The organism is Pseudomonas sp. FDAARGOS_380 (assembly GCF_002591235.1).
GTDB lineage: Bacteria > Pseudomonadota > Gammaproteobacteria > Pseudomonadales > Pseudomonadaceae > Aquipseudomonas > Aquipseudomonas salmasensis.
The window spans coordinates 2,033,138-2,059,521 of record NZ_CP023969.1; the positions used below are offsets into that span (position 1 = coordinate 2,033,138).

At 63.8% G+C, this 26,384-nt stretch carries 19 protein-coding genes; 11 read left to right on the top strand and 8 right to left on the bottom strand.

All coding sequences use genetic code 11. The annotated features are described in order from the left end of the window. Positions 1-129 precede the first annotated feature (129 nt). The 8 genes from tssH to tssA all read right to left on the bottom strand — a co-directional run bounded on the left by tssH (position 130) and on the right by tssA (position 9,957). On the bottom strand, positions 130-2,790 hold the full coding sequence (gene tssH / locus CRN80_RS09485) for a type VI secretion system ATPase TssH (RefSeq protein ID WP_098950032.1): 2,661 nt from the start codon (positions 2,788-2,790) through the stop codon (positions 130-132). Then, complete coding sequence (gene tssG / locus CRN80_RS09490; protein WP_044269921.1) at positions 2,783-3,826, bottom strand: type VI secretion system baseplate subunit TssG; 1,044 nt, start codon at positions 3,824-3,826, stop codon at positions 2,783-2,785. The genes tssH and tssG overlap by 8 nt, the downstream gene beginning before the upstream one ends. Next, positions 3,790-5,649 carry a type VI secretion system baseplate subunit TssF gene (gene tssF / locus CRN80_RS09495; RefSeq protein WP_003195564.1) on the bottom strand — a complete coding sequence of 620 codons (1,860 nt, stop codon included), beginning with the start codon at positions 5,647-5,649 and terminating at the stop codon, positions 3,790-3,792. The genes tssG and tssF overlap by 37 nt, the downstream gene beginning before the upstream one ends. Further along, positions 5,646-6,161: a type VI secretion system baseplate subunit TssE gene (tssE, locus tag CRN80_RS09500; RefSeq protein WP_003195563.1), complete on the bottom strand. Its 516-nt coding sequence runs from the start codon at positions 6,159-6,161 to the stop codon at positions 5,646-5,648. Before tssE ends, tssF begins: the two co-directional genes overlap by 4 nt. A 72-nt stretch (positions 6,162-6,233) precedes the next feature. Beyond that, positions 6,234-6,722, bottom strand: a complete 489-nt coding sequence (locus tag CRN80_RS09505; RefSeq protein ID WP_003195562.1) for a type VI secretion system tube protein Hcp — start codon at positions 6,720-6,722, stop codon at positions 6,234-6,236. A gap of 155 nt (positions 6,723-6,877) precedes the next feature. Beyond that, positions 6,878-8,374, bottom strand: coding sequence for a type VI secretion system contractile sheath large subunit (tssC, locus tag CRN80_RS09510; RefSeq protein ID WP_003195559.1), 1,497 nt, complete (start codon positions 8,372-8,374; stop codon positions 6,878-6,880). A 2-nt stretch (positions 8,375-8,376) separates the two neighbouring features. Then, positions 8,377-8,883 carry a type VI secretion system contractile sheath small subunit gene (gene tssB / locus CRN80_RS09515; RefSeq protein WP_073526210.1) on the bottom strand — a complete coding sequence of 169 codons (507 nt, stop codon included), beginning with the start codon at positions 8,881-8,883 and terminating at the stop codon, positions 8,377-8,379. A 54-nt stretch (positions 8,884-8,937) separates the two neighbouring features. Beyond that, positions 8,938-9,957: a type VI secretion system protein TssA gene (gene tssA / locus CRN80_RS09520; protein WP_032894509.1), complete on the bottom strand. Its 1,020-nt coding sequence runs from the start codon at positions 9,955-9,957 to the stop codon at positions 8,938-8,940. Positions 9,958-10,350: 393 nt separating this feature from the next. Between tssA and tagH the strand changes: the two genes are divergently transcribed. Genes tagH through CRN80_RS09575 form a run of 11 tightly spaced genes read left to right on the top strand, consistent with a single transcriptional unit; the run spans position 10,351 to position 26,330 of the window. Next, a complete protein-coding gene (gene tagH / locus CRN80_RS09525) occupies positions 10,351-11,679 on the top strand; it encodes a type VI secretion system-associated FHA domain protein TagH (RefSeq protein WP_098950033.1) in 1,329 nt (442 codons plus the stop codon). Positions 11,680-11,736: 57 nt separating this feature from the next. Continuing rightward, complete coding sequence (gene tssJ, locus CRN80_RS09530) at positions 11,737-12,246, top strand: type VI secretion system lipoprotein TssJ (RefSeq protein ID WP_098950034.1); 510 nt, start codon at positions 11,737-11,739, stop codon at positions 12,244-12,246. Between the two features lie 18 nt (positions 12,247-12,264). Beyond that, the gene (tssK, locus tag CRN80_RS09535) at positions 12,265-13,599 is read left to right on the top strand and encodes a type VI secretion system baseplate subunit TssK (RefSeq protein ID WP_098950035.1); all 1,335 of its coding nucleotides are present in this window, start codon (positions 12,265-12,267) and stop codon (positions 13,597-13,599) included. Positions 13,600-13,605: 6 nt separating this feature from the next. Next, positions 13,606-14,895 carry a DotU family type VI secretion system protein gene (locus CRN80_RS09540; RefSeq protein WP_098950036.1) on the top strand — a complete coding sequence of 430 codons (1,290 nt, stop codon included), beginning with the start codon at positions 13,606-13,608 and terminating at the stop codon, positions 14,893-14,895. Next, entirely contained in the window at positions 14,892-18,392 is a 3,501-nt protein-coding gene (gene tssM / locus CRN80_RS09545; protein WP_034129106.1) for a type VI secretion system membrane subunit TssM, read from the top strand. Before CRN80_RS09540 ends, tssM begins: the two co-directional genes overlap by 4 nt. Further along, positions 18,389-19,042, top strand: coding sequence for a type VI secretion system-associated protein TagF (gene tagF, locus CRN80_RS09550; RefSeq protein ID WP_047712083.1), 654 nt, complete (start codon positions 18,389-18,391; stop codon positions 19,040-19,042). The genes tssM and tagF overlap by 4 nt, the downstream gene beginning before the upstream one ends. Then, positions 19,043-19,762 (top strand): PP2C family serine/threonine-protein phosphatase, encoded by a 720-nt coding sequence (locus CRN80_RS09555; protein ID WP_098950037.1) that lies wholly within the window; start codon positions 19,043-19,045, stop codon positions 19,760-19,762. Beyond that, the gene (locus tag CRN80_RS09560; protein WP_098950038.1) at positions 19,759-22,737 is read left to right on the top strand and encodes a serine/threonine-protein kinase; all 2,979 of its coding nucleotides are present in this window, start codon (positions 19,759-19,761) and stop codon (positions 22,735-22,737) included. Before CRN80_RS09555 ends, CRN80_RS09560 begins: the two co-directional genes overlap by 4 nt. After that, positions 22,737-23,441, top strand: coding sequence for an ABC transporter ATP-binding protein (locus tag CRN80_RS09565; RefSeq protein ID WP_032894523.1), 705 nt, complete (start codon positions 22,737-22,739; stop codon positions 23,439-23,441). The genes CRN80_RS09560 and CRN80_RS09565 overlap by 1 nt, the downstream gene beginning before the upstream one ends. Further along, positions 23,441-24,625, top strand: a complete 1,185-nt coding sequence (locus CRN80_RS09570) for an FtsX-like permease family protein (protein ID WP_032894526.1) — start codon at positions 23,441-23,443, stop codon at positions 24,623-24,625. Before CRN80_RS09565 ends, CRN80_RS09570 begins: the two co-directional genes overlap by 1 nt. Beyond that, a complete protein-coding gene (locus tag CRN80_RS09575; protein ID WP_098950039.1) occupies positions 24,618-26,330 on the top strand; it encodes an SUMF1/EgtB/PvdO family nonheme iron enzyme in 1,713 nt (570 codons plus the stop codon). The genes CRN80_RS09570 and CRN80_RS09575 overlap by 8 nt, the downstream gene beginning before the upstream one ends. Positions 26,331-26,384: the final 54 nt, after the last annotated feature.

Consider the following 26,384-nt stretch of genomic DNA (forward strand, 5'->3'; position numbering starts at 1 on the left):
AATTTCAACTGCAGGAGCGAGCTTGCTCGCGAAGGTCGTCAACGATGACGCGGGCATTCTGAATGAACGCGGCGATCTCGAGTTCTTCGCGAGCGAGCTCGCTCCTACAGGTGTCAGGCATTGTGGCGCTTATGCCGCGTCGCTGAAGTCGTAGTGCAATTCATTATCCCGACTGCTGATCCGCACTCCCGCCAACGCCTTGCCTTCCAACATGCGCGTGAGGAACTCGCGGCTCATGTCCGGCAGCAGGCTGTTGGTGAGGATGGTGTCGATCATGCGCCCGCCGCTTTCAGTCTCGGTGCAGCGCGAGACGATCAGGTCGACCACGGCGTCGTCATACTCGAACGCGACTTTATGGGTGTTCTCCACACGCTTCTTGATGCGGTTCAGTTGCAGGCGTGTGATCGCCTTGAGCATCTCATCGCTGAGCGGGTAGTACGGGATGGTCACCAGTCGACCGAGCAACGCCGGCGGGAAGATCTCCAGCAGCGGCTGGCGCAGGGCCTTGGCGATTTCCTCGGGCTCGGGGATGTTCGCAGGTTCCTTGCAGACGTGGGAGATCAGCTCGGTACCGGCATTGGTGGTCAGCAGGATCAGGGTGTTCTTGAAGTCGATCACCCGGCCTTCGCCGTCTTCCATCACGCCCTTGTCGAACACCTGGAAGAAGATCTCATGCACGTCCGGGTGGGCTTTCTCCACCTCATCCAGCAGCACCACGCTGTAGGGTTTGCGCCGCACCGCTTCGGTCAGTACACCGCCTTCGCCGTAGCCGATATAGCCCGGAGGTGCGCCCTTGAGCGTGGACACGGTGTGGGCTTCCTGGAACTCGCTCATGTTGATGGTGATGACGTTCTGCTCGCCGCCGTACATGGCTTCGGCCAGGGCCAGGGCGGTTTCGGTCTTGCCCACACCTGAGGTGCCGGCCAGCATGAACACGCCAATCGGCTTGCTCGGGTTGTCGAGGCCGGCGCGGGAGGTCTGGATGCGCTTGGCGATCATCTGCAAGGCATGGTCCTGGCCGATGATGCGTTTCTTCAAGTGTTGGTCGAGGTTGAGCACAGTTTCCAGTTCATTGCGCGCCATGCGGCCCACCGGGATGCCGGTCCAGTCGGCGACCACCGAGGCCACGGCCTGGTAATCCACGGTCGGCAGGATCAATGGGGTTTCGCCTTGCAGAGCGGTGAGGCGTTGTTGCAGGTCGACCAATTGCGCACGCAACGCATCGTTGCCGCTGTCCACCACACCGGCTTTTTCGCGCAAGGTGGCACGGGTGGCGAGCAGTTCATCCACCAAGGCTTTCTCTTCAGCCCAACGGCTTTCCAGGGTCGCCAGGCGCTCGCGCTCGGCGCTCAACAAGGCTTCGCTGTTGCTCTGGCGCGTACCCGTGGCAATGCCGATCGCATGCTCACGGGCGATGATTTGCAGCTCGGTTTCCAGGGCCTCGATACGCCGACGGCTGTCGTCCACTTCCGCGGGTACCGCGTGCAGGCTGATAGCGACGCGGGCGCAGGCGGTGTCCAGCAGGCTCACGGATTTGTCCGGCAACTGGCGCGCCGGAATGTAGCGGTGGGAGAGCTTCACCGAGGCTTCCAGGGCTTCATCGAGGATCTGCACCTGGTGGTGTTTTTCCATGGTGGAAGCCACGCCGCGCATCATGAGCAATGCCTTTTCTTCCGACGGTTCGGCAACCTGCACCACCTGGAAGCGGCGGGTCAGGGCCGGGTCTTTCTCGATGTGCTTTTTGTACTCAGCCCAGGTAGTGGCAGCCACGGTACGCAAGGTGCCACGGGCCAGGGCAGGCTTGAGCAGGTTGGCCGCGTCACCGGTGCCGGCAGCGCCACCGGCACCCACCAGGGTGTGGGCTTCGTCGATAAACAGGATGATCGGCTTGGGCGAGGCCTGCACGTCTTCGATGACCTGGCGCAGGCGCTGTTCGAACTCGCCTTTCATGCTGGCGCCGGCTTGCAACAGGCCCACGTCGAGGCTGCGCAGCTCCACGTCCTTGAGCGCAGGCGGCACGTCACCGGCGACGATGCGCAGGGCGAAACCTTCGACCACGGCAGTCTTGCCTACCCCGGCTTCACCGGTGAGGATCGGGTTGTTCTGGCGCCGACGCATGAGGATATCCACCAGTTGGCGGATCTCTTCGTCACGGCCGACGATGGGGTCGAGCTTGCCGCTGCGGGCCTGTTCGGTCAGGTCCACCGTGAAACGCTTGAGCGCTTCCTGCTTGCCCATTGCACTGGGCGCCATGGCCCCGCTGGCTTCGCCAGGGACACCGGCATTGAAGCCGTCGCTGGCGCTCAAGGCGTTTTCCGGTGAGTCACCGACGTATTCATCAAAGCGCTCGCTCAGGGCCTCGGCCTTGATCTTGTCAAACTCGCCGGACAAACCCAGCAGCGCATGGCGCAGGCTCGGCGTCTTCAAGATGCCCAGCACCAGATAACCGGTGCGCACCTGGCTTTCGCCAAACATCAGGCTGCCATACACCCAGCCGCGTTCTACGGCCTCTTCCACATGGGAGGACAGGTCGGTGATCGACGTGGAGCCGCGCGGCAGGCGGTCCAGGGCTTCGGTGAGGTCGCGAGCCAGGCGTGCCGGCTCCACGTTGAACTGGCGGATGATGCGGTGCAGGTCCGAGTCCTGCAGTTGTAGCAACTGGTGAAACCAGTGGGCCAGTTCCACATACGGATTGCCCCGCAACTTGCAGAACACCGTGGCGGCTTCGATGGCCTTGTAGGCCACGCTGTTGAGTTTGCCGAACAGTGCGGCGCGACTGATTTCACCCATGCTCTGGATTCCTTGAGGTGGTGGCGTGGTCGGCGTAATGCCGGGCCAGGATTAGGTCGTTGGCGTCATGCGCAGGTTGGCCGAGCCAGGTGTTGAAGCCCAGGCGGAACTGGCCGTTGAGTTGCAGCGCCGGAACTTCGGGTTGTTGCAAAACCAGGTTCAAGTCCCAGTCCAGTTCATGGCCCAGGTACTCGGCCACCCACGCCACCAGCTCGTTGAACGGCTGTTGGCCAGGCAGCATGCCCATGTAGTCATCCAGCGTGAGCGGGCCCAGGCGGATGCGGAATTTGTGCTGGCGGTCCCACACGTGGCTGCCCAGGCAGAAGTCCACGCCCAACTGGTTGGCGCTGACCCCCACGCGGCTGCGTTCGGGCAGTTCCAGCCATTGGCCGACGTATTCTTCGATCGCTACCGGCAGGCCAAAGTACTCGCCGAGGATCGCTTTCAAGCCATCCGGGTAGCGGGTTTGCGCCGACAGATGGCCGCTGTAATGCAGCTTCGCGGTATCGGGGATCAGCCCTTGATTGAGCAGGCTCGGCATCCCACGGCCACTCAGGGCGGCGAGGCGGGCGGACCAGTAGTCATCGTCCGGGCGGTCGTGGCTGACGGTAGGCCGCGCCTCGGCCCAGGCCCGATAGAACAGAGTCAGCAGGCGATGGTGGAACACATCCAGGAACTGCTTGCTGGTGCTGTCGGCGTTGTTGCGTTGGCGCTCGCGTACGTACTCGGTGATATGCAGCGGCAGCGGGCCGTTGGGGCCGCCGAGGCCGAAGAAGAACTGCTCCAGCCGCGCCGGCTTGCCATCGCCTCCCGGGTCGACCGAGGCGAGGGTGGCGGGTGCGAAGGTGCAATCGGCCTGCTGCCCCAGGCGCAGCGGATCATCGGCCAGGCGCAGGGAATGGCCCAGGCGTGGCAGCTCGGGCGTTTCGCACTCGATGCGCCGCAATGCCTGGAAGAAGTCGTATTCCCAGGGCTCCTGGTGCATCGCGTCCAGGGTTCTCACAGGGTCGGACGCCGTCCGGGCTTGGCTTTCCATCGCATGATCTCGCCGCGTTCGGTGGTACGGATCACCGTCTCGGTAAAGCTGTTGATCGACACGTAGCGTGCCAGGAAGCGCTCCAGCACTGCACCGAGCAGGAACACGCCGGTGCCGCGAAACGCGTTTTCATCGAACTCCAGGGTAATTTCCAGGCCGCGCCCAAACACAATCGGGCCCGGCATCGGCAGGCGTCGGGTCACCGCCTTGCTGCTGACCTCGCGCAGGCCTTCGATCTGCAATTGCAGGGCGGCGTCATTGCTGTCGCCGTACAGGCGCAGCAGTTCACGCAAGGCGCCGGCGCCCTGGCCTTGTTCGCTCAAGGACAGGTAGTTGAGCGACAGCTGGCTGATCAGGCGCCAGGCCTTGGCGTCATGCGCATGGCTGGCACGCGGGCGGCTTGGCCCCGCCACGCACCGCACGGCCAGTACCGGCGCACTGTCGGCCAGGGTGAAGTCGGTCTTGCCATTGCCCACGCTCATGAACAGCGGCAGGTCGCGATTGGTGCACAGCGCCGTCACGCCCAGTTGGCGCAGGTCATGGCGATACGGCGCCTGGCGGCTGTCCACCAGGCTGACGAAGGTTTCGCTGCCCACATAAGTGGAGCGCGGGCCATTGCGGCGTTGGTCGCTGGACAGCACCCGTGGCTCGCGGCGTACGCTGTAATACGCCTGGTCGCGGCCGTAGCGCGACGGATCGCGCACCGCATAGAACGGCAAGAACGGTTGCTCCGGCCCGGTGCCGTGGCCGGTGATGCCGCTCAAGGAATGAATCTCGAAATCCATCGGCCGCGTACGGTCGGCGATCACGTGGTGTTCATTGACCCGGTCGGACAAGTGGATACGGTCCACGCGCTTGGGGAACAGGTTGATGGCGGGTGTGCAGAACGGTAAGAACTGCGCTGCGCCGACGCTGCCTTCCAGGCTCGGTTCGTGTCGGTCGAACAGCACGATCAGTTCCAGCTCCTGGCCGTCACAGCGCTTGACCGCGCGGCTCAACTCGGCGAATTCAACGAACAGGAAGCGATGGGGCAGGGCGAAGTACTCCTGCAACAGGCGATAGCCCTGGAATGCCCGCGCCACCACTGGCATGGCCGCATCGGCATCGTCGAACCCCCGCGAGCGCAACGCGCCCTGGGGCAGGCGCTCGACCCAATCGCCACCGGGCTGGCGCGCAAACACCGCACAGGCGTTGCCCAGCAGTTGTTCGTAGAGGCGAAACGGTTGTTCATCAGCGCCGCTCAGGTACAGCGGCAAGGTGTCCAGGTCGAGACTGTTGAACGGCAGCTCGGCACCGGTGCGCAGGGTCAGGCGCAGACCGGCCTTGGCCTTCGGTTCGCTGGCGGCCAGGCGCCCGAGCACGGCGGCGGGGTTGCCGAAGTATTCGGCGTTGCTGACCTGCAACGGCCACAGCGTCACCGGGTGCGCGGTGCGGTACTCGCAGCAGGTCTGGGTTTCACGGCCCAGGGCGGCACGCAGCACCGTGTCCCGGGGCAGCGGGAAACCGCCAGCCAGGGAGCCTTCATCGGGGTCGGTCTGCAATTGCACCACGGTCATCGACGGCGTCGGTGCCAGGTAGTGCGGGTAGGCGATTTCCAGCAAGTTGTGGGTGAAGGTCGGGTACTCGGCGTCGAGCTTGAGCTGCACGCGGGCCGTGAGATAGGCGAAGCCTTCAAGCAAACGTTCGACGTACGGGTCGGCGCAGTCCATACCGGACAGGGTCAGCCGACTGGCGATCTTGGGGTATTCCTTGGCGAACTCGGCGGCGCTTTCGCGCACGTGGTGCAGTTCCTGGTTGTACAGCTCCAGCAGGCGCGGGTTCATGGGCGTCTCCGCTGGTCGGCATTGAGCACGCGCACATGGCCGGACTCCAGGTCCACGTCGGTCTGCAACAGCAAACGCAACGGCACCGGCTGTGCCCACAGGTCGCCTTCAATCTCGAAACTCAGGGCGTTGTGGTTCATCTCGCCATGGCCCATGCGCGCCTTGACCCGCAATGTGTGGCGCAAAATACGCGGCTCGAAGGTGGCGATGGCCTGGTAAATCAAGGCTTCCAGGGCTTTGATATCGACGCTCGAAGCGCTGTTGCCCGCCAGTGCCGGCAGGCCGTAATTGACCACCGACGTGCCGGCCGGGGTGTGCAGCGTGGCATCGGTATCGAGTAATGAGGTGGTGTTAAGCAACCACGCCAGGTCACGCAGCACCGAGGCCTTCAATTGGGTCAGGGACAGCACGCGTTTGTCCGCGCTTTCCTTGGGGTTGGTCGGGTCGTCGTCGGTCAACCGGTCCAGCAGGGACGGTTGCAGACGGTCGCGGGAAGCGATTTCAGTTACCACCAAAGCAGCTCCACGGACGGGTTGCGAGAGGGACACAATGGCCGTGGCACCAGGCCACGGCCACAAGGGCTATCAGCGTTTGGTGTTGGAACGGATGTTCCAGCCGAACTTGATGGCGCCGCCGTCTTTGGTGCCGTCGGCTTTCTGCGGCTGGTAGTCGACCATCACTTGGGCGAAGTTCAGGGTGACGTTTTCGGTCAGGCGATCATCGCTGCCCGAACCGCCGGTGCTCAAGGAGGTGACCAGCACTTCTTCCAGGTTGATCACCATGTACTCGACCTGGCTCTCGCCACCGGCCTTGCGCACGGTCAGCTTGACCTTGTCGATGTGCTTGCCGCTGGCGCAGTGCATCATCAGGTTGGGCGAAGCTTTGTCGACGTATTTGGTCAGCGACAGGTCCTGGATATTCACCTTGCCCGCGCCACCGCCACCGCCGACGTGCATGTTGCCGGACTGGGACATGCCCCAGCTCCAGTTCAACACATCGATTTCGTCCTTGTGGGCCTTGTCCATGGACTCGCCCTTGATGTCGCCGATCTTGATGAAAATATCAACAGCCATGTTTTCTCCCTGTGTGGCCCATGCCACTTGATTGGGTGATCGTTCCCACGCTCTGCGTGGTAACGCATCCTGTGACGCTACGCGTCACCGGGACGCAGAGCGTCCCGGGCGGCATTCCCACGCGGAGCGTGGGAACGAGCTAGCTCAATCGTTACTTATGCGCTTTTTGCCGAAGGCAGCTTCGATACCAAACGCAACGACACCGTCAGCCCTTCAAGCTGATAGTGCGGGCGCAGGTAGAACTTGGAGTTGTAATACCCCGGGTTGCCTTCGACTTCTTCCACGATCACTTCGGCGGCGGCCAACGGGTGCTGGGCCTTGGTGGTTTCGGTGGAGTGTGCCGGGTCGCCGTCGACGTAGTTGAGGATCCAGTCCTGCAACCAGCGCTGCATTTCGTCCTTCTCTTTGAAGGAACCGACCTTGTCGCGCACGATGCACTTCAAGTAGTGAGCGAAACGGCACGTGGCGAACAGGTACGGCAAGCGCGCGGCCAGGTTGGCGTTGGCAGTGGCGTCCGGGTCGTCGTATTCGGCAGGTTTTTGCAGCGACTGGGCGCCAATGAACGCGGCGAAGTCGGTGTTTTTCTTGTGCAGCAGCGGCATGAAACCGTTCTTCGCCAGTTCCGCTTCACGGCGGTCGCTGATGGCGATTTCGGTCGGGCACTTCATGTCCACGCCACCGTCATCGGTCGGGAACGTGTGGGCCGGCAGGTTTTCCACTTCACCGCCAGACTCGATGCCGCGGATGCGCGAGCACCAGCCGTAGTGCTTGAACGAACGGTTGATGTTCACTGCCATGGCGTAGGCGGCGTTGGCCCAGGTGTACTTGGAGCTGTCGGCGCCGTCGGTGTTTTCTTCGAAGGCGAAGGCTTCCACCGGGTCGGTCTTGGCGCCATACGGCAGGCGTGCCAGGAAGCGCGGCATGGTCAGGCCGATGTAGCGCGAGTCTTCCGATTCACGCAGCGAGCGCCAGCCGGCGTATTCCGGGGTGGTGAAGATCTTGGTCAGGTCGCGTGGGTTCGACAGTTCCTGCCACGAGCCCATGCCCATCACAGTCGGCGAGGCCGCAGCGATGAACGGCGAGTGCATGGCGGCGCAGACTTTCGACAGCTCGCCCAGCAGTTCCACATCGGGCGGCGACTGGTCGAAGTAGTAGTCACCCACCAGGCAGCCGTACGGTTCGCCACCGAACTGGCCGTATTCTTCTTCGTACATCTTCTTGAAGATCGGGCTCTGGTCCCATGCAGTGCCCTTGAATTTCTTCAGGGTCTTGTGCAGGTCTGGCTTGGAGATGTTGAGCACGCGAATCTTCAGTTGCTCATCGCTCTCGGTGTTATTGACCAGGTAATGCAGGCCACGCCAGGCGCTTTCCAGTTGTTGGAAATCCTGGTGGTGGATGATCTGGTTGACCTGGGCGGTGAGCTTGGCGTCGATAGCGGCGATGATTGATTCGATCGACTTGATTGCGTCGTTGGACACCAGGTCGGTTTGCGCCAGGGCCTGTTCAGCCAGGGTGCGCACCGCAGTTTCAACGGCTTCGCGGGCACGCTCGGTCTTGGGTTTGAACTCTTGCAGCAGCAGGTTCGCAAACTCGCTGGCTTCTTCGGTGGTACCCAGGATCTGGCTGCCTTCGCGGGCGGTATTGTCCGTCATGATTACTGCTCCCCTGCAGGCTTGGGCGCGCTGGCAAGTGCCTGAAGCAATGCCGGGTCCTTGATCGCCTTCATGATGATTTCTTCAGCGCCAGTCTTGCCGTCCATGTAGGTCAGCAGGTTGGCCAATTGGGTGCGGGCTTCGAGCAGTTGGTTCAGGGAGTCGACCTTGCGCGCCACGGCGGCCGGGCTGAAGTCGTCCATGCTTTCGAAGGTGATGTCCAGGCTCAGGTTGCCAACGCCTGTCAGCTCGTTGGGGACGTGGAACGCGACGCGTGGCTGCATGGCCTTGAGGCGTGAGTCGAAGTTGTCGACGTCCACTTCAAGGAACTTGCGGTCGGCCACGGGTGCCAACGGCTCGGCAGGCTTGCCGGCGAGGTCGGCCATCACGCCCATTACGAAGGGCAGCTGGACCTTTTTCTCGGCGCCGTAAAGCTCGACGTCGTACTCGATCTGCACTCGAGGCGCACGGTTGCGCGCGATGAATTTCTGAGAACTTTGCTTCGCCACGTTGCTGCTCCTGGTCGCTTGAGCGACGGTGTTGTTACTGCACGGTCCGGCGGCTTACTCGCTTTCGGGGCCGCGCAGGTTTTCAAATTGGGACATGCCATCGGGAATCAGATTGCGCACGATGGCCGCAAAGTCGGCATGCACCAGATTCTTGGCTCGGGTCAACAACACCGGCAGCGGGCTCGAAGGCTCGTGGCGGGTGTAGTACGCGAGGATTTTGTCGAGGCTGCGCAGCACATCGTCGCGGGTGGCGATGTCGCCAGAAGGGCGAGGGGCTGCGGGCGCGGCGGCGTTATCGACCGAGGGGGCATTGTCTTCACTGACGGCCTCGGGATCGCTGCTGCTGTCGGTGCCTGGCACCGCTTGGTTGAGCAGTTGCAGGGCCTGTTTGAGCGGCTGCTTCAAGGCGCTGAGGTCCACGCCCTGGGCGGAACCGACTTGGTCATTGACCTGTTGCTCAATGGCCTCGCACGCCGCACGCGCCGCGCTCAAGGCGTCACGGGTGGCTTGCAGTTGTTCGGGGTCGCTGTCCAGGAACGCGGCGTTGAGTTGCTGGTTGCCCAACTGCTCATCGGCAAAACTTTGCAGGCCGCTGGCGTTGAGCGCTGCGCGCAGGGTCACGGGCCCGAACGTGCGCGAGCGCGTCAGGATGCTTTCGCGCAGCAGGCGAATATTGGTCTCGCAGGTCAGGCCGGTAAGGGCGTTGATGCGCACGGTGGGGTCGTTGTCATCGTCGGCATCCAGGCGCGGGTGCAGCTCGGCCCAGTATTGGCGCAGCAAGGCGTCGATCAGCGTGAGGACTTCGGCCAGCCCGGCCACACCCTGGAGGGCGAGGGTGCTTTGCAGCAGAAAGTGGGTGATGCGCAGGTCTTTGCTGCGCTGCAACAGGTCCAGGCTTTGCTGCTGGATGCTGCGCCACTCGGGCGGCTCAGCGGGCAGGATCGAGTCGCCCATGCTGCGTTCGGGTTGGCCCTTGGCATCACGTTCCAACTGCAGAAATTGCGCGTCATATTCCATGTCCTCGCCACAGGGCGACGTCGCGGAAACGGCGGTGAGCAGCAACGGCACATCCACTGAATTCGATCTCCTTATCGGCCCGCTGGACGGCGGGCAATGCATGCACTAGTTGCGTAATGAACTTTGCATGTTTTCTTGGTCATATACTCAGCGTGCCACTACTGCGCCATCACTGATGTTCAAGAAGTTGTGCATTTTTGGTGTAGTACTTATGGCTTGTCAAGGTAAGCTATTCGCCCTCTGTGACAGATGTGCGGTGTTTAACAACCTGCGCGACTGGCGGGTCGAAAGGCGCGCCCAGAGCGGATTTTTGTCATGGAAGCCAGTTAAGATCAGCGATCATGCTGGTAAAAGCAGATTTTGGCGGTCGTTTTTACGACAGGACGGGACTCTCCAGGGTGGCACTGCCTCCTGGGTAGGCCGCGCGCGACGTATCAGCAAGGAGGCAAGATGTCGCTGTGTTTGACTATCACTAGTTATCACAAGATCACCCCCGGGCAATGCCCCGAAAAGTCCATGGATCAGGGCGTGATGGCTATTGGCCGCAGTTCTGACAATGACTGGGTATTGCCCGACCCTGAGCGTCTCGTCTCTTCGCAACATTGCGTTATTCAATACAAAGATGGCCGTTACTACTTAACCGATAACAGCACCAATGGTGTGGAATTGGTCAAGGCGGGTATTCGTATGCGTCGCGGTAACAGCGAGCCGTTGCAAGACGGTGAGTTGATCCGCATCGGTGATTACGAGATCCAGGCGCGCATCGACTTCAACGTGCAGGCCATCGACAGCCAGCCATTTGCCGGTGACTCACCCAACAGCTTTGAAGCGCTGATGGGCGCCGTGGCGAGCCCGCCTGCGCCCACGCCGATGATCGCCCCGCAGTTCCAGGGCGCCTCGGCCATGGAAACCCTGCCAGACCTGTTCGACTTCCTCAGCCCCACCGCCGTGCCGCCGCCCACCGTGGCGGACCATGTGCCATCCGAGCAACACGATTTTCGCCCCCCGGCTCCAGTGGCCGTACCGGCGCCCGAAAAGCCGGCGGTGCAAGGCTCGGTGATTCCCGAAGACTGGGACCTGTTCGGCGACGCGCCCGCGCCCGTGGTCAATGCTGCGCCCGCCCCAGACCCGATCATCCCGCCGCCACCCGTGGTCGAGCCTGTTGCGCTCCCCGTGGCCAATGCCGAGCTACAACCGGACCTTTTGCAGGCCTTCCTGCGCGGTGCGGGCCTGGACCAGTTGCGCCTGGACAAAGCCGACGCCTGTGCGCAGATGGAAAGTATCGGCCGCAGCTACCGGTTGATGGTCGAGGGCTTGATCGACGTATTGCGTGCCCGTGCCAGCCTCAAGGGCGAGTTTCGCATGCAGCAGACGATGATCCGCCCCGCCGAAAACAACCCATTGAAATTCGCCCCGAATGCCGATGAAGCGTTACTGCTGTTGCTGCGTCATGGCAACCAGGCATTCATGGCGCCGGACCTCGCCGTACGTGACAGTTTCGACGACCTGCGCGCCCACCAGTTGGCCGTGATGGCTGGCGTGGAAGCGGCGATCAAGCACCTGCTCACGCGCTTTGAACCGGCGCAATTGGAGGAGCGTATGGGCAAGCCCGGCGGCCTCTCGAGTCTGTTCAACGGTTCGCGCCAGGCCCAGTACTGGCAGCAGTTCACCGAGCTTTACAGCAACATTTCCCGCGAGGCCCAGGACGATTTCCAGGACCTGTTCGGTCGCGAGTTCAGCCGGGCCTACGAAGAACACAGTGCACGACAGCGAGGCTGAAAACGCCTCGCACTCATGGATAAAACGGATAGCTAAATACGTCATTGAGGACGCAGGATGATTCCCAGGTTTTTACTCGCAGCCGCTACCGCGCTGCTGCTGACGGCGTGTGCCAACGACGCGGTCAAACCCCAGGCGGCTGCCGAGGCCGAAGCCGACACGGCCGCCGTCGAATTGCATTTTCACGCGATTGCCGGGCTTAACCCCGGTGCCACCGGCCAGGCCGCGCCGGTGCGGGTGCGCATTTTCGAATTGAAAAACGCCGCGACCTTTTCACGCTCCGATTACTTCGCCCTGGCGGACCGTGCGCAATCCACCCTCGGCCTGGACTTGCTGGACCAGGACGAAGTGATGGTGCAGCCCGGCCAACAACTGAGCGTGCAGCGCGACCTCGACCCCTCCACGCGCCAGATCGGCCTGCTGGTGGGCTACCGCGAGTTGGACCGTGCGCAATGGCGCGCCGTCATCAATGTGCCGCCGCGCCAATACAGCGAATACCAGATCAGCCTCGACGTGCATGCCGTGCGCGCCGACGTCGTGGCTTCCCCATCCAGCCCAGCCCAATAACAAGCAATCGGAGCCCCCATGTCCTGGAACAATCGCGTGGTCTGGTCGGAAGGCATGTTCATCGGAACGCAGCACTTCCAGCAGCATGACCGTTACCTGGAAAACCTGATCGACGCCCGCAGCCGCCCGTTGTCGGCGGGTGCCTGGGGGTTCTCCGAGTTGCTGATCGACCAGGGCCTGCTGGCCCAGGGCAAGCTGGCGATTGTGTCGGCCCGCGGCCTGCTGCCCGATGGCACGCCGTTCAATATTCCCCAGGATGACCTGGCGCCGAGCCCGTTGAACATCGACGACAACCTGCGCGACGGCCTGGTGTACCTGGCCCTGCCGCTCAAGCGCGCCGGCGCCCGTGACACGGTGGACGAGGGCGAGGCCCTGGAAGCCGCCCGCTACGTGAGCCAGGTGCGTGAAGTGCGCGACGACAACGCCCCGTTCGAAAACCGTGCACCGGTGGCCGTGGGTTCGCGGGCATTGCGCCTGCTGACGGCGCAGGACGGCATCAGCGACTACGCCGCCATCGGCCTGGTACGCATCAAGGAAAAACGCGCCGACCGCGCGTTGGTGCTCGATGACACCTACATCCCGCCGGTGCTGGACGTGGCCGCGAGCAAACCGCTGACGGCCTTTCGCAGTGAACTGCTGGGCCTGTTGCACCAGCGTGGCGAAGCCCTGGCCGGCCGCGTGGTGGCCTCGGGTGCCGGTGGTGCCTCGGAGATCGCTGACTTCATGCTGCTGCAACTGGTCAACCGCGCACAGCCGCTGATCCAGCACTTCAGCCAGTTGAGCCCGCTGCACCCGGAACGCTTCTTCAGCGAACTGGTCAGCCTGGCCGGTGAATTTTCCACCTTCTCAACCTCCGGCCGCCGCCCCCAGGAATACCCGCAGTACCAGCACGACGACCTGGCCCTGAGTTACATGCCGGTGATGGCGGCCCTGCGTGAGGCGCTGTCGATGCTGATCGACAGCAAGGCCACGCCGATCCCGATTGTGGAGAAAGCCTACGGCATCCATGTGGCGATGCTGGCCGACAAGACCCTGCTCGACAACGCCAGTTTCATCCTCGTGGTGCGCGCCGATGTGCCCGGCGAAACCCTGCGTGCGCGTTTCGGCCAGCAGAGCAAGGTTGGCTCCGTGGAGCACATCCGCGACATGGTCAACCTGCAACTGCCGGGCATCGGTCTGCTGCCGTTGCCGGTGGCGCCACGCCAGTTGCCTTACCACGCGGGCAGCACCTACTACGAGCTGGACCGTGGCAGTGAGCACTGGCAGCAGCTGAATAATTCCGGCGGTTTCGCCTTCCATATCGCCGGGCAGTTCCCGGGCTTGAACCTGGCCTTCTGGGCGATCCGAGGATAATTGGCGATGCATCCCAATGATGATGACCGCACCCAGTTCATGCCGCGCCCGGGTGGCCGAGAACCTGCACCCGCGCGTGCCGAACCTGCGCCGCTGGCGATGCCGGCCGCGCCGATCCTCACCGGCAAGAGCCAGGGCCTCAACCCGCTGGAAAGCGCCGCCGGCCCGTTGCTGGCGTTGTTGACGCGGTTGCGCAGTACCATCGCCCATCCCGCGCCGGCCAGCCTGCGTGCGCAGTTGCTGGCGTACCTGCGCCAGTTCGAAGAGCGCGCCGAAGCCGCTGGTGTGGCACGCAATGAAGTGCTGTTGGCCCGTTACGCGCTGTGCACCGCCTTGGATGAAGCGGTGCTGAGCACGCCGTGGGGCAGCACCAGTGACTGGGGTAAACAGAGCCTGCTGATTACCGTGCACAACGAAGCCTGGGGTGGCGAAAAGGTTTTCCAGTTGCTTGACCACTGCCTGCAAAGCCCACGGGAACGCCTGTACCTGCTGGAGCTGTTGTACCTGTGCATGTGCCTGGGTTTTGAAGGGCGTTACCGCGTGATGACCGACGGGCGCAGCCAGTTGGAAGCCTTGCGCGAGCGCACCGCCGCAGCGATACGCAGCGCCCGTGGCGAACACGAGCGTGAGCTGTCACCGCACTGGCGCGGTGTGACGGTTGCCCGTGATCGCCTGGCGCAGTTCATGCCGCCATGGATCGCCGTGGCGATTGGCTTGGCGCTGCTGTTGGCGTTGCTGTTCGGCCTGCGCCTGAAGCTGGCCTCGGACGCCGAGCCGGTGTTCAAGAACATCCATGCTCTGGGCGAGATCCCGGTGCAGGCCATCGACCGTCCGGTGGCGCAGCCCAAAGTGATCGAGCGCCCGCGCCTGGCCGGGTTCCTGGCCGACGACATCAAGGCCGGCCGCGTGGCCGTGGAAGACAAGGTTGACCGCTCTGTCGTGACCATCCGTGGCGATGAGCTGTTCGCCTCGGCCAGCTCCAGCATCGTCGATGACTACCAGCCGCTGATGCTGCGCATCGCTGACGCCATTCGCAAGGTCAAGGGCCAGGTGCGTGTCACCGGGCACAGCGACAACCGCCCGATTGCCACGCTGCGCTTCCCGTCCAACTGGGCGTTGTCCGAAGCCCGGGCGAAGTCGGTGCTGGAAATTCTCGCGGCCAAGACCGGCCAGGCCGAACGCTTCAGTGCTGAAGGCCGCAGCGACACCGAGCCGTTGGCGACCAACAGTACTGCCGAAGGCCGTGCCCGCAATCGTCGGGTTGAAATTACCGTATTGGCGGAGGGCGTCGAGTGAAGGCGTTTTTCAGTTTCATGATTCGCTGGGTTATCCCCGTGCTGGGCCTGATTGCCCTGAGCCTGATCATCTGGTTTGTGGGCCCGTTGCTGGACGTGCTGGTGCCCGAAGGGCGTCGCTGGGCGCTGATCGTGCTGGTGTTTGCGCTGTGGGTGGCCTACCGCGTGTTCCGCATCATCCAGGCCCGTCGCCAGGCCGCCGAAGTGATGCGCAGCCTGGCCGCAGAAACCCCGGTCGACCCCAACAGCGTTGCGACTGCCGAAGAGCTGTCGACGCTGCGCCAGCGTATGGATGAAGCCCTGGCACTGCTGAAAAAAGCCAAGCTGGGCGGAGATGAGCGCCGCAACCTTTACGAGTTGCCGTGGTACGTGATCATCGGCCCGCCGGGCTCGGGCAAGACCACCGCGCTGGTCAATTCCGGGCTGCATTTCCCGCTGGCGGCGCAATTGGGCGCTGGTGCGGTGCGCGGCGTGGGGGGCACGCGCAACTGCGACTGGTGGTTTACCGACCAGGCCGTATTGCTCGACACCGCTGGCCGCTATACCACCCAGGACAGCAACTCCACGGTGGATAAAGCCGCCTGGCTGGGCTTTCTCGACCTGCTGAAAAAGCAGCGTTCGCGCCGGCCTATCGACGGTGCGTTTATTGCCATCAGCCTCTCGGATCTGTTGTTGGGCACCGACGCCGAGCGCGCCGCCCATGCCGCCGCGATTCGTTTGCGCATCCAGGAGCTGTATACGCAACTGGGCGTGCGTTTCCCCATCTACCTGATGCTCACCAAGCTCGACCTGGTGCCAGGCTTCATGGAGTTCTTCGACAACCTGAGCAAGGAAGAGCGCGCCCAGGTGTGGGGCATGACCTTTGCCCTGGACGACGGCAAAAACAGCGACAGCCCGCTGGCGCACCTGCAAAGCGAATTCGCCGGCCTGGAGCAGCGCCTCAACGAACGCCTGGTCGAGCGCCTGCAACAGGAACGCGACCCGGCACGACGCGACCTGATCTACGGTTTCCCTCAGCAGTTCGGCGCGTTGAAAGATTGCCTGCAAAGCTTTCTCGAAGGCGTGTTCAAACCCAATGCTTTTGAAGAGCGCGTGTTGCTGCGTGGCGTGTACTTCACCAGCGGTACACAGGAAGGCAGCCCGATTGACCGCCTGATCGGTGCCATGGCCCAGAGCATGAACCTGGACCGCCAGCACCTGGCGCGCCAGAGCGGCACCGGGCGCAGTTACTTCATCGAAAAACTCTTCACCGCCGTGGCCTTTGCCGAGCGCGGCTTGGTGGGGGTGAACCCGAAAGTCGAGCGGCGCCGCAAATGGATCGCCCGTGGCGTACTGGCGGCCACCGTCGCGCTGGTGGTGGTGGTCAGCAGCCTGTGGTGGGTGAGCTATCGCGCCAACCAGGCGTATATCGCCCAGGTCGATCAGAAGGTCGCGCCCCTGGGTCAGACCGTCCAGAACCTGAGCCCGGCACAGCGGGAAGTGCTTGCCGTGCTGCCATTGCTCAACGCCGTGAAGAACCTGGCGGGCGATTCGCCGAGCTGGTCCGAAGGGCTGGGGCTGTACCAGGGCGATATGCTCGAAGCCGAGTCCGCCAGCGTGTACCGCAAACTGTTGATCGCGGTCTTCGCACCACGCCTGGTGACGCGTATCGAAGAACAACTGCACGGCGGCGGCAATTCCGACTTCCTCTACGAGGGCCTCAAGGCTTACCTGATGCTCGCCGACACCGAGCATTACGACCCGGACTTCATCAAGGCCTGGATCGCCCTGGACTGGGACCGCAACCTGCCCCGCGACCTGCCGGCCGACCAGCGTCAGGCCCTGGCCGGGCACTTGCAGGCGCTGTTCGAACGCCACCCGCCGAGTGCGCGCCTGGACCCGCGCCTGATCGACGACCTGCGTCGGCAGTTGCAGCAACTGCCCGTGGCCCAGCGCGTGTACGACCGGGTCAAGCGCCAGAAGCTGCCCGAGGGTATCCCGGACTTTCGGCTCAATGAGGCCGCTGGCCGCGATGCCGCGCTGGTGTTCAGCCGCAAGAGCGGCAAGCCGTTGGGCGAACCGTTGAGTGGCTTCTTCACCGCCAAGGGCTATCGCCAGGCGTTCTTGCTTAGCAGCCTGAACCAGACCGGCACCCTGGCCGAAGAGCAATGGGTGCTGGGCCATGAACAGGCCGATCAGCAGAACGTGGTGAGCCTGGCCGCCGACGTGCGCCGCTTGTACTTCCAGGATTACCAGCGCCAGTGGGACGCGTTGCTCGCTGACATCGACTTTGTGCCGATCACCAGCGTGGCCCAGGCCGCCGATGTGCTGCGGGTGATTTCCGGGCCGACCTCGCCGTTGAAAAAGCTGCTGGTGGCGGTCGCCAGGGAAACCGACCTGCAAGCCGAAGAACGCCAATTGGCCGCCAAAGGCGTGCCGGTGGAAGGCGGCGTGGACAAGCTCAAGGAGCGCCTCGGCAGCTTGTTGGGCGAGGCGCAACCGACGGCGAATGCCCCGGCGCCGGCGGATGATCCGGTGACTGCGCACTTTGCCGAACTCAACAGCATCGTCAGCAAAAACGAAGGCGAACCGGCGGCCATCGACGGCCTGCTGTCGGACATGAATGCACTGTATGTGCAGGTCAGCGCCATGGTCGGTGCCAGCGGCGATGCCTTGCTCGGCGAGGCCAAGAACCAGGCGGCGGCAGCGGCCACGCGGGTCAGCCTGAACGCCGAGCGTCAGCCGCCGCTGGTGCAGGGCATGGTCAAGTCGGTGGTCAATTCCACCACCAACAGCATGATGGGCGGGGTGCGTAACCAGCTGAACGCCGCCTGGGTCAGTGAAGTGGTCAACGTGTATCGCCAGTCATTGGCCGGGCGTTACCCGATGTCGCCGGGCAGTGCGCGGGACGCCACCCTGGATGACTTCGGCCAGTTCTTCGGCGTGGGCGGGGTGATGGACAACTACTTCCGCAAATACCTGCAGCCCTATGTGGACACGTCGGCACAGACCTGGCGCTGGCAACCGGGGGCGGCGCAGAAGCTGGGGATTGCGCCGGGCGTGCTGCAAACCTTCCAGCGTGCGGCGACGATTCGGGACGCATTCTTCCGCTCCGGTGGCACCCAGCCCATCGTGCGTTTCGAGCTCAAGCCGGTGTCGATGGACCCCACCATCACCCAGTTCCTGCTGGACCTGGACGGCCAGCAACTGAGCTACGACCACGGCCCGAGCCGCCCAGTAGCGATGCAATGGCCGAACCCCGGCAGCATTGGCGTGGTGCGTATTTCCATCATGCCGCCGTCGGCCAGTGGTCGCTCCGGCATCACCCTGGACGGCCCTTGGGCCTGGTTCCGCCTGCTGGAGCAATCGGACCTCACGGCAGGCAACTCGCCGGACCGTTTCAACCTGCGCCTGCGGGTCGATGGCGCGAGCATCGCCTACGAGTTGCGCGCCAACAGTGCCTTCAACCCGTTCAAGAGCCGAGTGCTCAGCGGCTTCAGCCTGCCGGAGCGGCTATGACGACCCTGGGTTTTTACGGCAAGTTGGCCAGCCGCGGCGACTTTGTCAGCCGCGCCTTGCCCCAGAGTTTTATCGGCCCATGGGACAGCTGGCTGGCGGCGGGTTTGCTCGCCAGCCAGAACAGCCTCGGCGCTGACTGGCTGAATGCGTACCTGGTCAGCCCGTTGTGGCGCTTTGTGCTGGCGCCGGGCGTGTGCGGGCCGGATGCGGCGGCGGGCGTGGTGATGCCGAGCATTGACCGGGTCGGGCGGTACTTTCCGCTGGCAGTGGTGACCTTGTTGGATCACGACACTAACCCGGCGTCGCTGGTGGGCGGTTCGGACGCCTGGTTCGAGCAGGCTGAAACCTTGTTGCTCAGCACCCTGGACAGCGGCGCAACCTTCGAAGGCTTCAATGCCGGGCTCGACGAACTGGGTGTGCCGGCCAGCGAGCCGCGAGCGGTGGACAGCCGTTTTGCCGGCCTGCAAAGGGTGGCAGCCACCGTGCCGCACCAGCGTATGACCGCGCTGGCCGAACAGGCGTGCGAGGGTGCAAGCCTGTGGTGGGGGCGAGGTTCGCAGCGTATCTCCCCCGGTTTATTACGGTGCCAGGGCTTGCCTGCCGCCAGCGATTTTGCGCAGTTTTTGCTCGGACAAGAAGGTGTGGTGTAGATGGGCGTGACGTACAAATCCGCGAGCAAAAGCCATGTGGGCATGGTTCGCCAAGTCAACGAAGATGCCTTTCTGGACCTGCCGGAAAACCGTTTGTGGGTGGTGGCCGATGGCATGGGCGGGCACGCGGCGGGGGACTATGTCAGCAGCTTGATCGTCGACAGCCTGCGCCATGTGCCGCTGGGCCGTTCCCTGGATGAATACTCGGCGACGCTGCGCAACGACCTGCTGCGCATCAACGCGGCTGTGCGCGAAGAAACCGCCAACCGTGGCGTGACCATGATGGGCAGCACCGTGGTGGTGTTCGCCGCGCGCGGCTTGCGCGGGGTGTGCCTGTGGGCCGGCGACAGCCGCCTGTACCGCCTGCGCGACGGCGTGCTGGAAAGCATTTCCCGCGACCACAGTTACGTGCAAGACCTGCAAGACAGCGGCCTGCTCAGCGAAGCCGACGCCCGTACACACCCGCGCTCCAATATCGTCACCCGCGCCATTGGTGTGGAGGCCCAGTTGGACGTCGCTTCAGTGGACCTGTTGATCGCTCCCGGCGACAGCTATTTGCTGTGCAGCGATGGCCTGAACAAGACCGTCGAAGACCACGAAATCCGCGACGTGCTCAGCCATGACGCGCCGGATGAAATCGTGCGCAGCCTGGTGCACCTGGGGCTCAATCGCGGCGCACCGGACAACATCACCACCCTCGTCGTGAAGGTCTCGTCATGAACATTGTCATCCCGGGTTATGACATCGAAGGCGAGATTGGCGAAGGCGCCATGGCCAGCGTGTACCTGGCGACCCAGCGCTCGCTGGAGCGCAAGGTGGCGCTGAAGGTGATGGCGGCAGCGCTGGCGGCCGACCCGAGTTTCTGCGAGCGCTTCCTGCGCGAGGGCAAGACCCTGGCGCGCTTGTCGCACCCGCACACGGTGACCATCCATGACATCGGCAACGTTGGTGAGCTGTATTACATGGCCATGGAATACCTGCCCAACGGCACGCTCAAGGAGCGCATTGCCGCTGGGCTGACCCCGGAGCAGGGCGTGACGCTGATCCGCCAGATTGCCTCGGCCCTGGGCTATGCCCATGCCCAAGGGCTGGTGCACCGCGACGTCAAGCCGGCGAACATTCTGTTCCGGGCCGATGGTACGGCAGTGTTGTCGGACTTCGGGATTGCCAAGTCGTTGGACGATCGCACCCAATTCACCCAGGCCGGGTTTGCCGTGGGCACGCCGAGCTACATGAGCCCCGAGCAGGCGCGAGGCCAGGAGATCGATGGCCGCGCCGACCTCTACGCGCTGGGCGTGGTGCTGTATGAAATCCTCGTCGGCAAGCTGCCTTACAACGGCACCGATGCGCTCTCCACCGCGCTGGCGCACTTGACCGAACCCTTGCCGGAATTGCCCGTGCACCATGGGCGCTATCAGGGCGTGCTGCGCAAGTTGTTGGCCAAGGACCCAGCGGAACGTTATCCAGATGCGGCAGCGTTGTTGTTGGCGTTGGATCAACTGCCGGCGGATGAATCGGACGCCACGCTGGTGCGGCCGCTGCCGATTCCATTGAGCTTTGATCTGGCGGGCATGACCCCTGTCACCGTCGATATTCCGACGGATAAACCGCAGCCGCAGCCAATAGCGCGTCAACCGGTGGTCACGCCGACGCAGCACAATGCCCCGTCCGAGCAGCGCCGTGGGCCGGTATTGGCCTTGGCCGCCGTGGCGGTCGCCGTCGCGTTGGCCATTGGTGGCGCCAGCTACTGGTGGTTGAGCGGCGGCGATGAACCGGCCCAGTCGCCAGCCGCCGTGGTGCCCAAGGTGACGCCACCGGTGGCTGTCGCTGAAGTGGATGGCGGTCAACGCCCATTGCTGATGGCAGGCAAGAAAACCTTGTTCCAGCGCGTACTCAGCAAACCTGGCGCCCAGCTTTCAGCGGACGCAGGGAGCCCGCCGGGTAAAGCGTTGCCGGCGTTTTCCGTGCTCTACGTGTACCAGCGCAAAGACGTCGACGGCAGCCCGTGGGTACGCGTCGGCGCCGCCACCGATGGTCGCAGCGACGGTTGGCTGCCAGCCTCCCAGGTCAGCGACTGGAAACAAAGCCTGGTGCTCAAGTTCACCGAGCGCTCGGGGCGGGCGCCCGTGATGTTCCTGCGCCAGCCCGCAGAGGTGGAAAAACTGCTGGCCGACCCCGCCGCCGCGAAAAGCGCCTTGGCCAAGGCGCAGAACAACCGTGAAGACAACCAGCAAGTCCTGGCCCTGGAGCCGACCGCCAGCGCGGTGCCGCAGAACCAGTTTTACCTGTTGCCGATCTTTGATTCCAAAGAGAGCTTCGACGACAACGGCCAACCGGTGCAGTTGCTCAACGTGGCTTCCATCGACCCAGGCAGCCGCGCCACGGCCAAACCGGCCAGCCCGACGCTCAGCGCCCATGCCGACGCGTTCCGCACGGCCGTGGTGCTGGTGGTGGACACCACCGTGTCGATGCAGCCCTACATCGACCAGATTCGCGACGTGGTGCATGAGCTGCAAACCCGCATTGCCGAGCGTGGCGAGTTGGACAGCGTCAGCTTCGGCATGGTCGGCTTTCGCAGTAGCGTCCAGAAAACCCCGGGCCTTGAGTATGTCGCCAAGACCCTGATCAGTCTCGACCAAGGCCGCGACCCGCAGCGCTTTCTGGAGATGGCGCGCCAGGTCAAAGCGTCGACGGTGTCCAGTCACTCCTTCAACGAAGACGCGTTTGCCGGGGTGATGCAGGCGGTGGACGGCATGGACTGGTCCGGCTACGGCGGGCGCATCATCCTGCTGGTTTCCGATGCTGGCGCGTTGCGCAAGAACGACCCGTTCGCCGCCACCCAGATGAACGAAGCCGAGGTGCGCCAGGCCGCGCTGGGCAAGCAGATCAAGATCTATGCGCTGCACCTGCGCACCGACGCCGGCAAGAAAACCCATGCCGGCGCCGAGAGCCAGTATCGCGTCCTCACCGCCGACGCCAACCCGCAGATCGGCGACCTGTACACGCCAGTGCCAGGCGGCGATGTGCGCAAGCTGGGTGAGCGCGTCGATGAGATCGGCACGGTGTTCGCCAACCTCGTGCATCAGGTTCGCAGCAACACGCCGCAGCCCGTGCCGTTGCTCAGTGCCGCGCCGAGTCTGGCGGACAAGTCCGCCGCCGTCGGCTATGCCATGCACATGGACTTTCTCGGGCGCAAAACCGCGAGCCAGGCACCGCAATTGGTCAGCGCTTGGACCGCCGACCGCGACCTGACCAACCCAGCGCTGCCGGCGTTCCAGGTGTGCGTGATGCTGACCAAACTGCAACTCAACGACCTGCAACAATCGTTGAAGTTGATCGTGGATGCGGCGCGCAAGACCCAAAGCTCGCCCAAGGATTTCTTCCAGGAAATCGCCAGTGCCTCGGCCTATATGAGCCGCGACCCGCAGGCCCTGCGCAAGGGCGGCAACCTGGCTGACGGCGGCCTGCTCGGTGAATACCTCGAGGGCCTGCCGTACCGCAGCAAGTCGCTGAACATGACACAGGACCTGTGGTTGTCATTGAGCGTGGCCGAGCAGGAAGACTTTATCGACGAGCTGGATTCGAAAATCCGCCTGTATGAAACCTTCCATAACGACGTGGCCAACTGGGTCCGTTTCGGCGATGCCGAACCGGGCGATGCGTTGTACCGCGTGCCACTGTCGACGCTGCCGTAATGCTGAACCTGAGCGCGGTGCACAAGAGCCGGGGCGTCGGTAGCCAGCGCTACAGCCTGGTGATCCCGGCATTGCAGCTGGGTGCGGGTGAACAACTGGCGATTGTCGGCCCCAGTGGTTGCGGCAAGAGCACTTTGCTGGACGTGCTGGCGCTGGTGTTGGCGCCGGATCAGGTGGGGCAGTTTGCGTTCAACCAACAGGACATCGGTGCGCTGTGGCGTGCTGACCGGCAATCGGCGCTGGCCGCGTTGCGCAGCCAGCACTTGGGCTATGTGCCGCAGACCGGAGGCTTGCTGGGGTTTCTGGATGTGCGCGGCAATATCGCGCTGTCGCGCCAACTGCTGGGCTTGCAGGACGACGGCTGCGTGGCGCGCCTGGCCGAGCAGTTGCAGATCAGCGACCAGTTGGCCAAGCGCCCGGCTGCCTTGTCGGTGGGCCAACGCCAGCGGGTCAGCTGTGCGCGGGCTCTGGCCCATGGGCCGCAACTGGTGCTGGCCGATGAGCCGACGGCGTCCCTGGACCCGCTCAATGCCGAGCGCGTGATGCAGGCGCTGCTGGCCCAGGCCCGCGAACACCGTGCGGCCTGTGTGATCGCCACCCATGACGAACCGCTGGCTCGCGCCAGTGGCTTGCAGGTGCGGCGTATCCGTTGCCAGCGCGATCCAGACGGCGGCGTCACCGCAACCCTTGGGGAGGCGTGCTGATGCGCATCGGCCTGGTTGCCTCGCTTGCGTGGCAGGACTACCGCAACGATGGGTGGCTGTCGGCCTGTTCGGTGCTGGCATTGGTGGCGGTTATCGCGCCATTGCTGGTGTTATTCGGGCTGAAATTTGGACTGGTTAGCAGTTTGACCGAACGCTTGGAGACCGACCCCGCAAGCCGTGAAATCATCCCATTGGGTGGTGGCCGATTCAGCGCGGCGTTTATCGCGCAACTGGGTGAGCGCAGCGATGTGGCCTTTGCTGTGCCGCGCACACGGCAGATTGCAGCCACGGCGCAGGTGGGCACCTTGACCCTGGAAATGCTGCCGACTGCCGCAGGCGACCCGTTGTTGGCAGGCTTGCCGCTGCCCCACGGCCTGGACCAGATCGTGCTCAGCCATACCGCCGCTGAAAAGCTCGCGGCAAGGCCCGGTGACTGGCTGGAAACCAGCTTTGCGCGGCAGGTGGCGGGGCGCGTCGAGGCCCAGCGCACGCGGTTGCAGGTGCTGGCGGTGTTGCCGCTGGAAGCCTTCGCTCGCGAGGGCCTGTTTGCCGATCTGGGGTTGCTGGAGGCAGCGGAAGATTACCGCGATGGCCGTGCGGTGCCGGCGTTGGGTTGGGCCGGTGAAGCGGCGAGCGTGAGCGAACAGCGTATCTACCCGGCGTTTCGCCTGTATGCGCGCAGCCTCAGTGATGTGGAACCGTTGCGGGTGTATTTCGCCGGGCAGAACCTGTTGGTTTCAACCCAGGCGCACACCATCGCTCAAGTGCAATCGTTGAGCCGCAACCTGTCGATTGTGTTCTGGATCATCGCCGGGCTGGCGTTGGCCGGGGCGTTTGCGGCTATTTTCGCGGGCACCCTGGCGGCGGTGGCGCGCAAGCATCGGGAACTCTCGGTGTTGCGCCTGCTGGGGTTTTCCACCGCCGCGTTGTTGCTGTTTGTGCTGCTGCAAGCGCTGTACAGCGCGGGTTTTGCCGCTGTGCTCAGCGTTGGGCTGTATGGCCTGGCTGAGGCCGCGTTGAACAAGCTTTTTGTGCAGGTGCCGGGCGAGTACGCCAGCCACCTGTTGGCGCGCCATTACGGCCTGGCCCTGGTGGCGGTGCTCGGCGTCAGTGCCGTGGCGGCCGCCTGTGGTGGTTGGCGGGTGGCACGTATCCAGGCTTCTGAAGGAATCAGAGATGTATAAATTACTGGGCGCCTGCGTGGCGCTGAGCCTGGCCTCGCTGGCCTGGGCCGATGAGGCAAGTGACAAGCTCGACAACCCCAAGCCGTTGCCGGACGACGTGAGCCTGCCGCTGCCCTGCGAAGGCAACATGGTGTTCCGCTACGCCTACATCCTGGCCCAGGGCACCCTGGATGACCGTGAAATCAACCTGGGCTACCCCTTTGCCGAAGGCGAGGCGGGTTATCAGCAGTCGTTTATTTCCGGCTACCGCCGCGACTTCATCAACGGCCAGTTCACCCTCAAGGACTTGCCCAAGGACTGGAGCAAGGTCATCGCGCCGCAGATGCCGAAGACCGACGCCAAGACCCCGCTCAAGCCCATGCTGTATTTCATCGGCAAATACGAAGTGACCGCCCGCCAATACGCCCAGGTGATGGCCCAGGCGCAATCCCTGGCCAGCGGTGAACCGGCGCCGGCGTGTGACGTGCCCACTGGCATGGCCGGGCGTTTGCCCAAGGTGAAACTGTCGCGCTTTGAGGCCGAGCGTTTCTCGGCGGTGTACAGCGCCTGGCTGATGAAATACCACCGCGAGCTGCTGCCGGTGAGCGGGCGCGGTGCGTCCGCCGAAGACGGCGGCCTGGGCTTTGTGCGCCTGCCCACCGAAGTGGAGTGGGAGTACGCCGCACGCGGCGGCCAGGCGGTGAGCCGCCAGGACCTCGAAGGCCGGCTGTATCCACGCCGCGCCGAAGGCAGTGAAAGTGATGGCCCGCTGGCTGATTACGCCGTGTTCAACCAGGTGGCCGGCGGCACCGGCCAGGCGGCGCGGTTGATGCCCATCGGCACCAAATTGCCTAACCCCATCGGCATGTTCGACGTGATCGGCAACGCTGCGGAAATGGTCCAGGAATCCTTCCAGTTGGTCCACGCCGGCCGCCGCCAGGGCACCTACGGCGGTTTTGTGGTCAAGGGCGGCAACTACCTGGAAGGCGAGGGCACGCTGTTCACCGGCATGCGCCGCGAATACCCCTTGTTTGCCGCTGATGGCACCGAGCAAAGCAACGAGACCACCGGTTTTCGCGTGGCGATTGGCGCGTTGTCGGCGCCGCGCTCGCGTTACAAGGAACTGTTCGCCCAGTGGCAGAAAGAAGGCCGTCTGGCCTCCCTGACCGACGCCATCGACGACGCCCAGGACCCGACCAAGCGCCTGGACAGCATCATTGCCGCCAGTGTCGATCCCAAGCTGCAAGCCGAGCTGGGCCTGGTCAACGAAGAGCTCAAGCGCAACGTGTCGCTGATCGCTCAACAACGTGAAGAGGCGGCGGGCAACCTGATCCAGTCGGCGGCGTTGGTGGCCGAGACCATCAGCAACTACAACATCCGCCTGGCCAACCTGCAGAAGAGTCGCCAGCAGGCGGTGGACAGCAAGGACGAGGCCAGCACGCAGCTGTTCGATATGGCCATCACCAATGGACGCAGCGCGTTGGACGGCGCGGTGGCGATTTACATCGACAACCTGGCCACCGGCACGCGCTACACCGATGCGGTGATCCAGGCGCAGTTTCAACGGATCAAGGAAGAGTTGGATCGCAAGCCAGTGCTCGGCAAGAGCCTGGTGACGCGCGCGACACTGTTCGTTCGCCATGTCGGCAACTACCGCAAGCAACAGCGGGCCGACCCGGCAACGATCTTGAAGGAATTGCTCGCAGCGAGCGGTCAGCGGTCTTGATCATTGGCTGTCTAGCGAGCTTGGAAGGGACTCAGGCGGCGGTGGGCCGTGCTG

Coding starts and splice junctions, on each gene's coding strand:
- tssH (WP_098950032.1), bottom strand. CDS start 2,790: ATGGGTGAAATCAGTCGCGCCGCACTGTTCGGCAAACTCAACAGCGTG.
- tssG (WP_044269921.1), bottom strand. CDS start 3,826: ATGGAAAGCCAAGCCCGGACGGCGTCCGACCCTGTGAGAACCCTGGAC.
- tssF (WP_003195564.1), bottom strand. CDS start 5,649: ATGAACCCGCGCCTGCTGGAGCTGTACAACCAGGAACTGCACCACGTG.
- CRN80_RS09505 (WP_003195562.1), bottom strand. CDS start 6,722: ATGGCTGTTGATATTTTCATCAAGATCGGCGACATCAAGGGCGAGTCC.
- tssC (WP_003195559.1), bottom strand. CDS start 8,374: ATGACGGACAATACCGCCCGCGAAGGCAGCCAGATCCTGGGTACCACC.
- tagH (WP_098950033.1), top strand. CDS start 10,351: ATGTCGCTGTGTTTGACTATCACTAGTTATCACAAGATCACCCCCGGG.
- tssJ (WP_098950034.1), top strand. CDS start 11,737: ATGATTCCCAGGTTTTTACTCGCAGCCGCTACCGCGCTGCTGCTGACG.
- tssK (WP_098950035.1), top strand. CDS start 12,265: ATGTCCTGGAACAATCGCGTGGTCTGGTCGGAAGGCATGTTCATCGGA.
- CRN80_RS09540 (WP_098950036.1), top strand. CDS start 13,606: ATGCATCCCAATGATGATGACCGCACCCAGTTCATGCCGCGCCCGGGT.
- tagF (WP_047712083.1), top strand. CDS start 18,389: ATGACGACCCTGGGTTTTTACGGCAAGTTGGCCAGCCGCGGCGACTTT.
- CRN80_RS09555 (WP_098950037.1), top strand. CDS start 19,043: ATGGGCGTGACGTACAAATCCGCGAGCAAAAGCCATGTGGGCATGGTT.
- CRN80_RS09560 (WP_098950038.1), top strand. CDS start 19,759: ATGAACATTGTCATCCCGGGTTATGACATCGAAGGCGAGATTGGCGAA.
- CRN80_RS09565 (WP_032894523.1), top strand. CDS start 22,737: ATGCTGAACCTGAGCGCGGTGCACAAGAGCCGGGGCGTCGGTAGCCAG.
- CRN80_RS09570 (WP_032894526.1), top strand. CDS start 23,441: ATGCGCATCGGCCTGGTTGCCTCGCTTGCGTGGCAGGACTACCGCAAC.
- CRN80_RS09575 (WP_098950039.1), top strand. CDS start 24,618: ATGTATAAATTACTGGGCGCCTGCGTGGCGCTGAGCCTGGCCTCGCTG.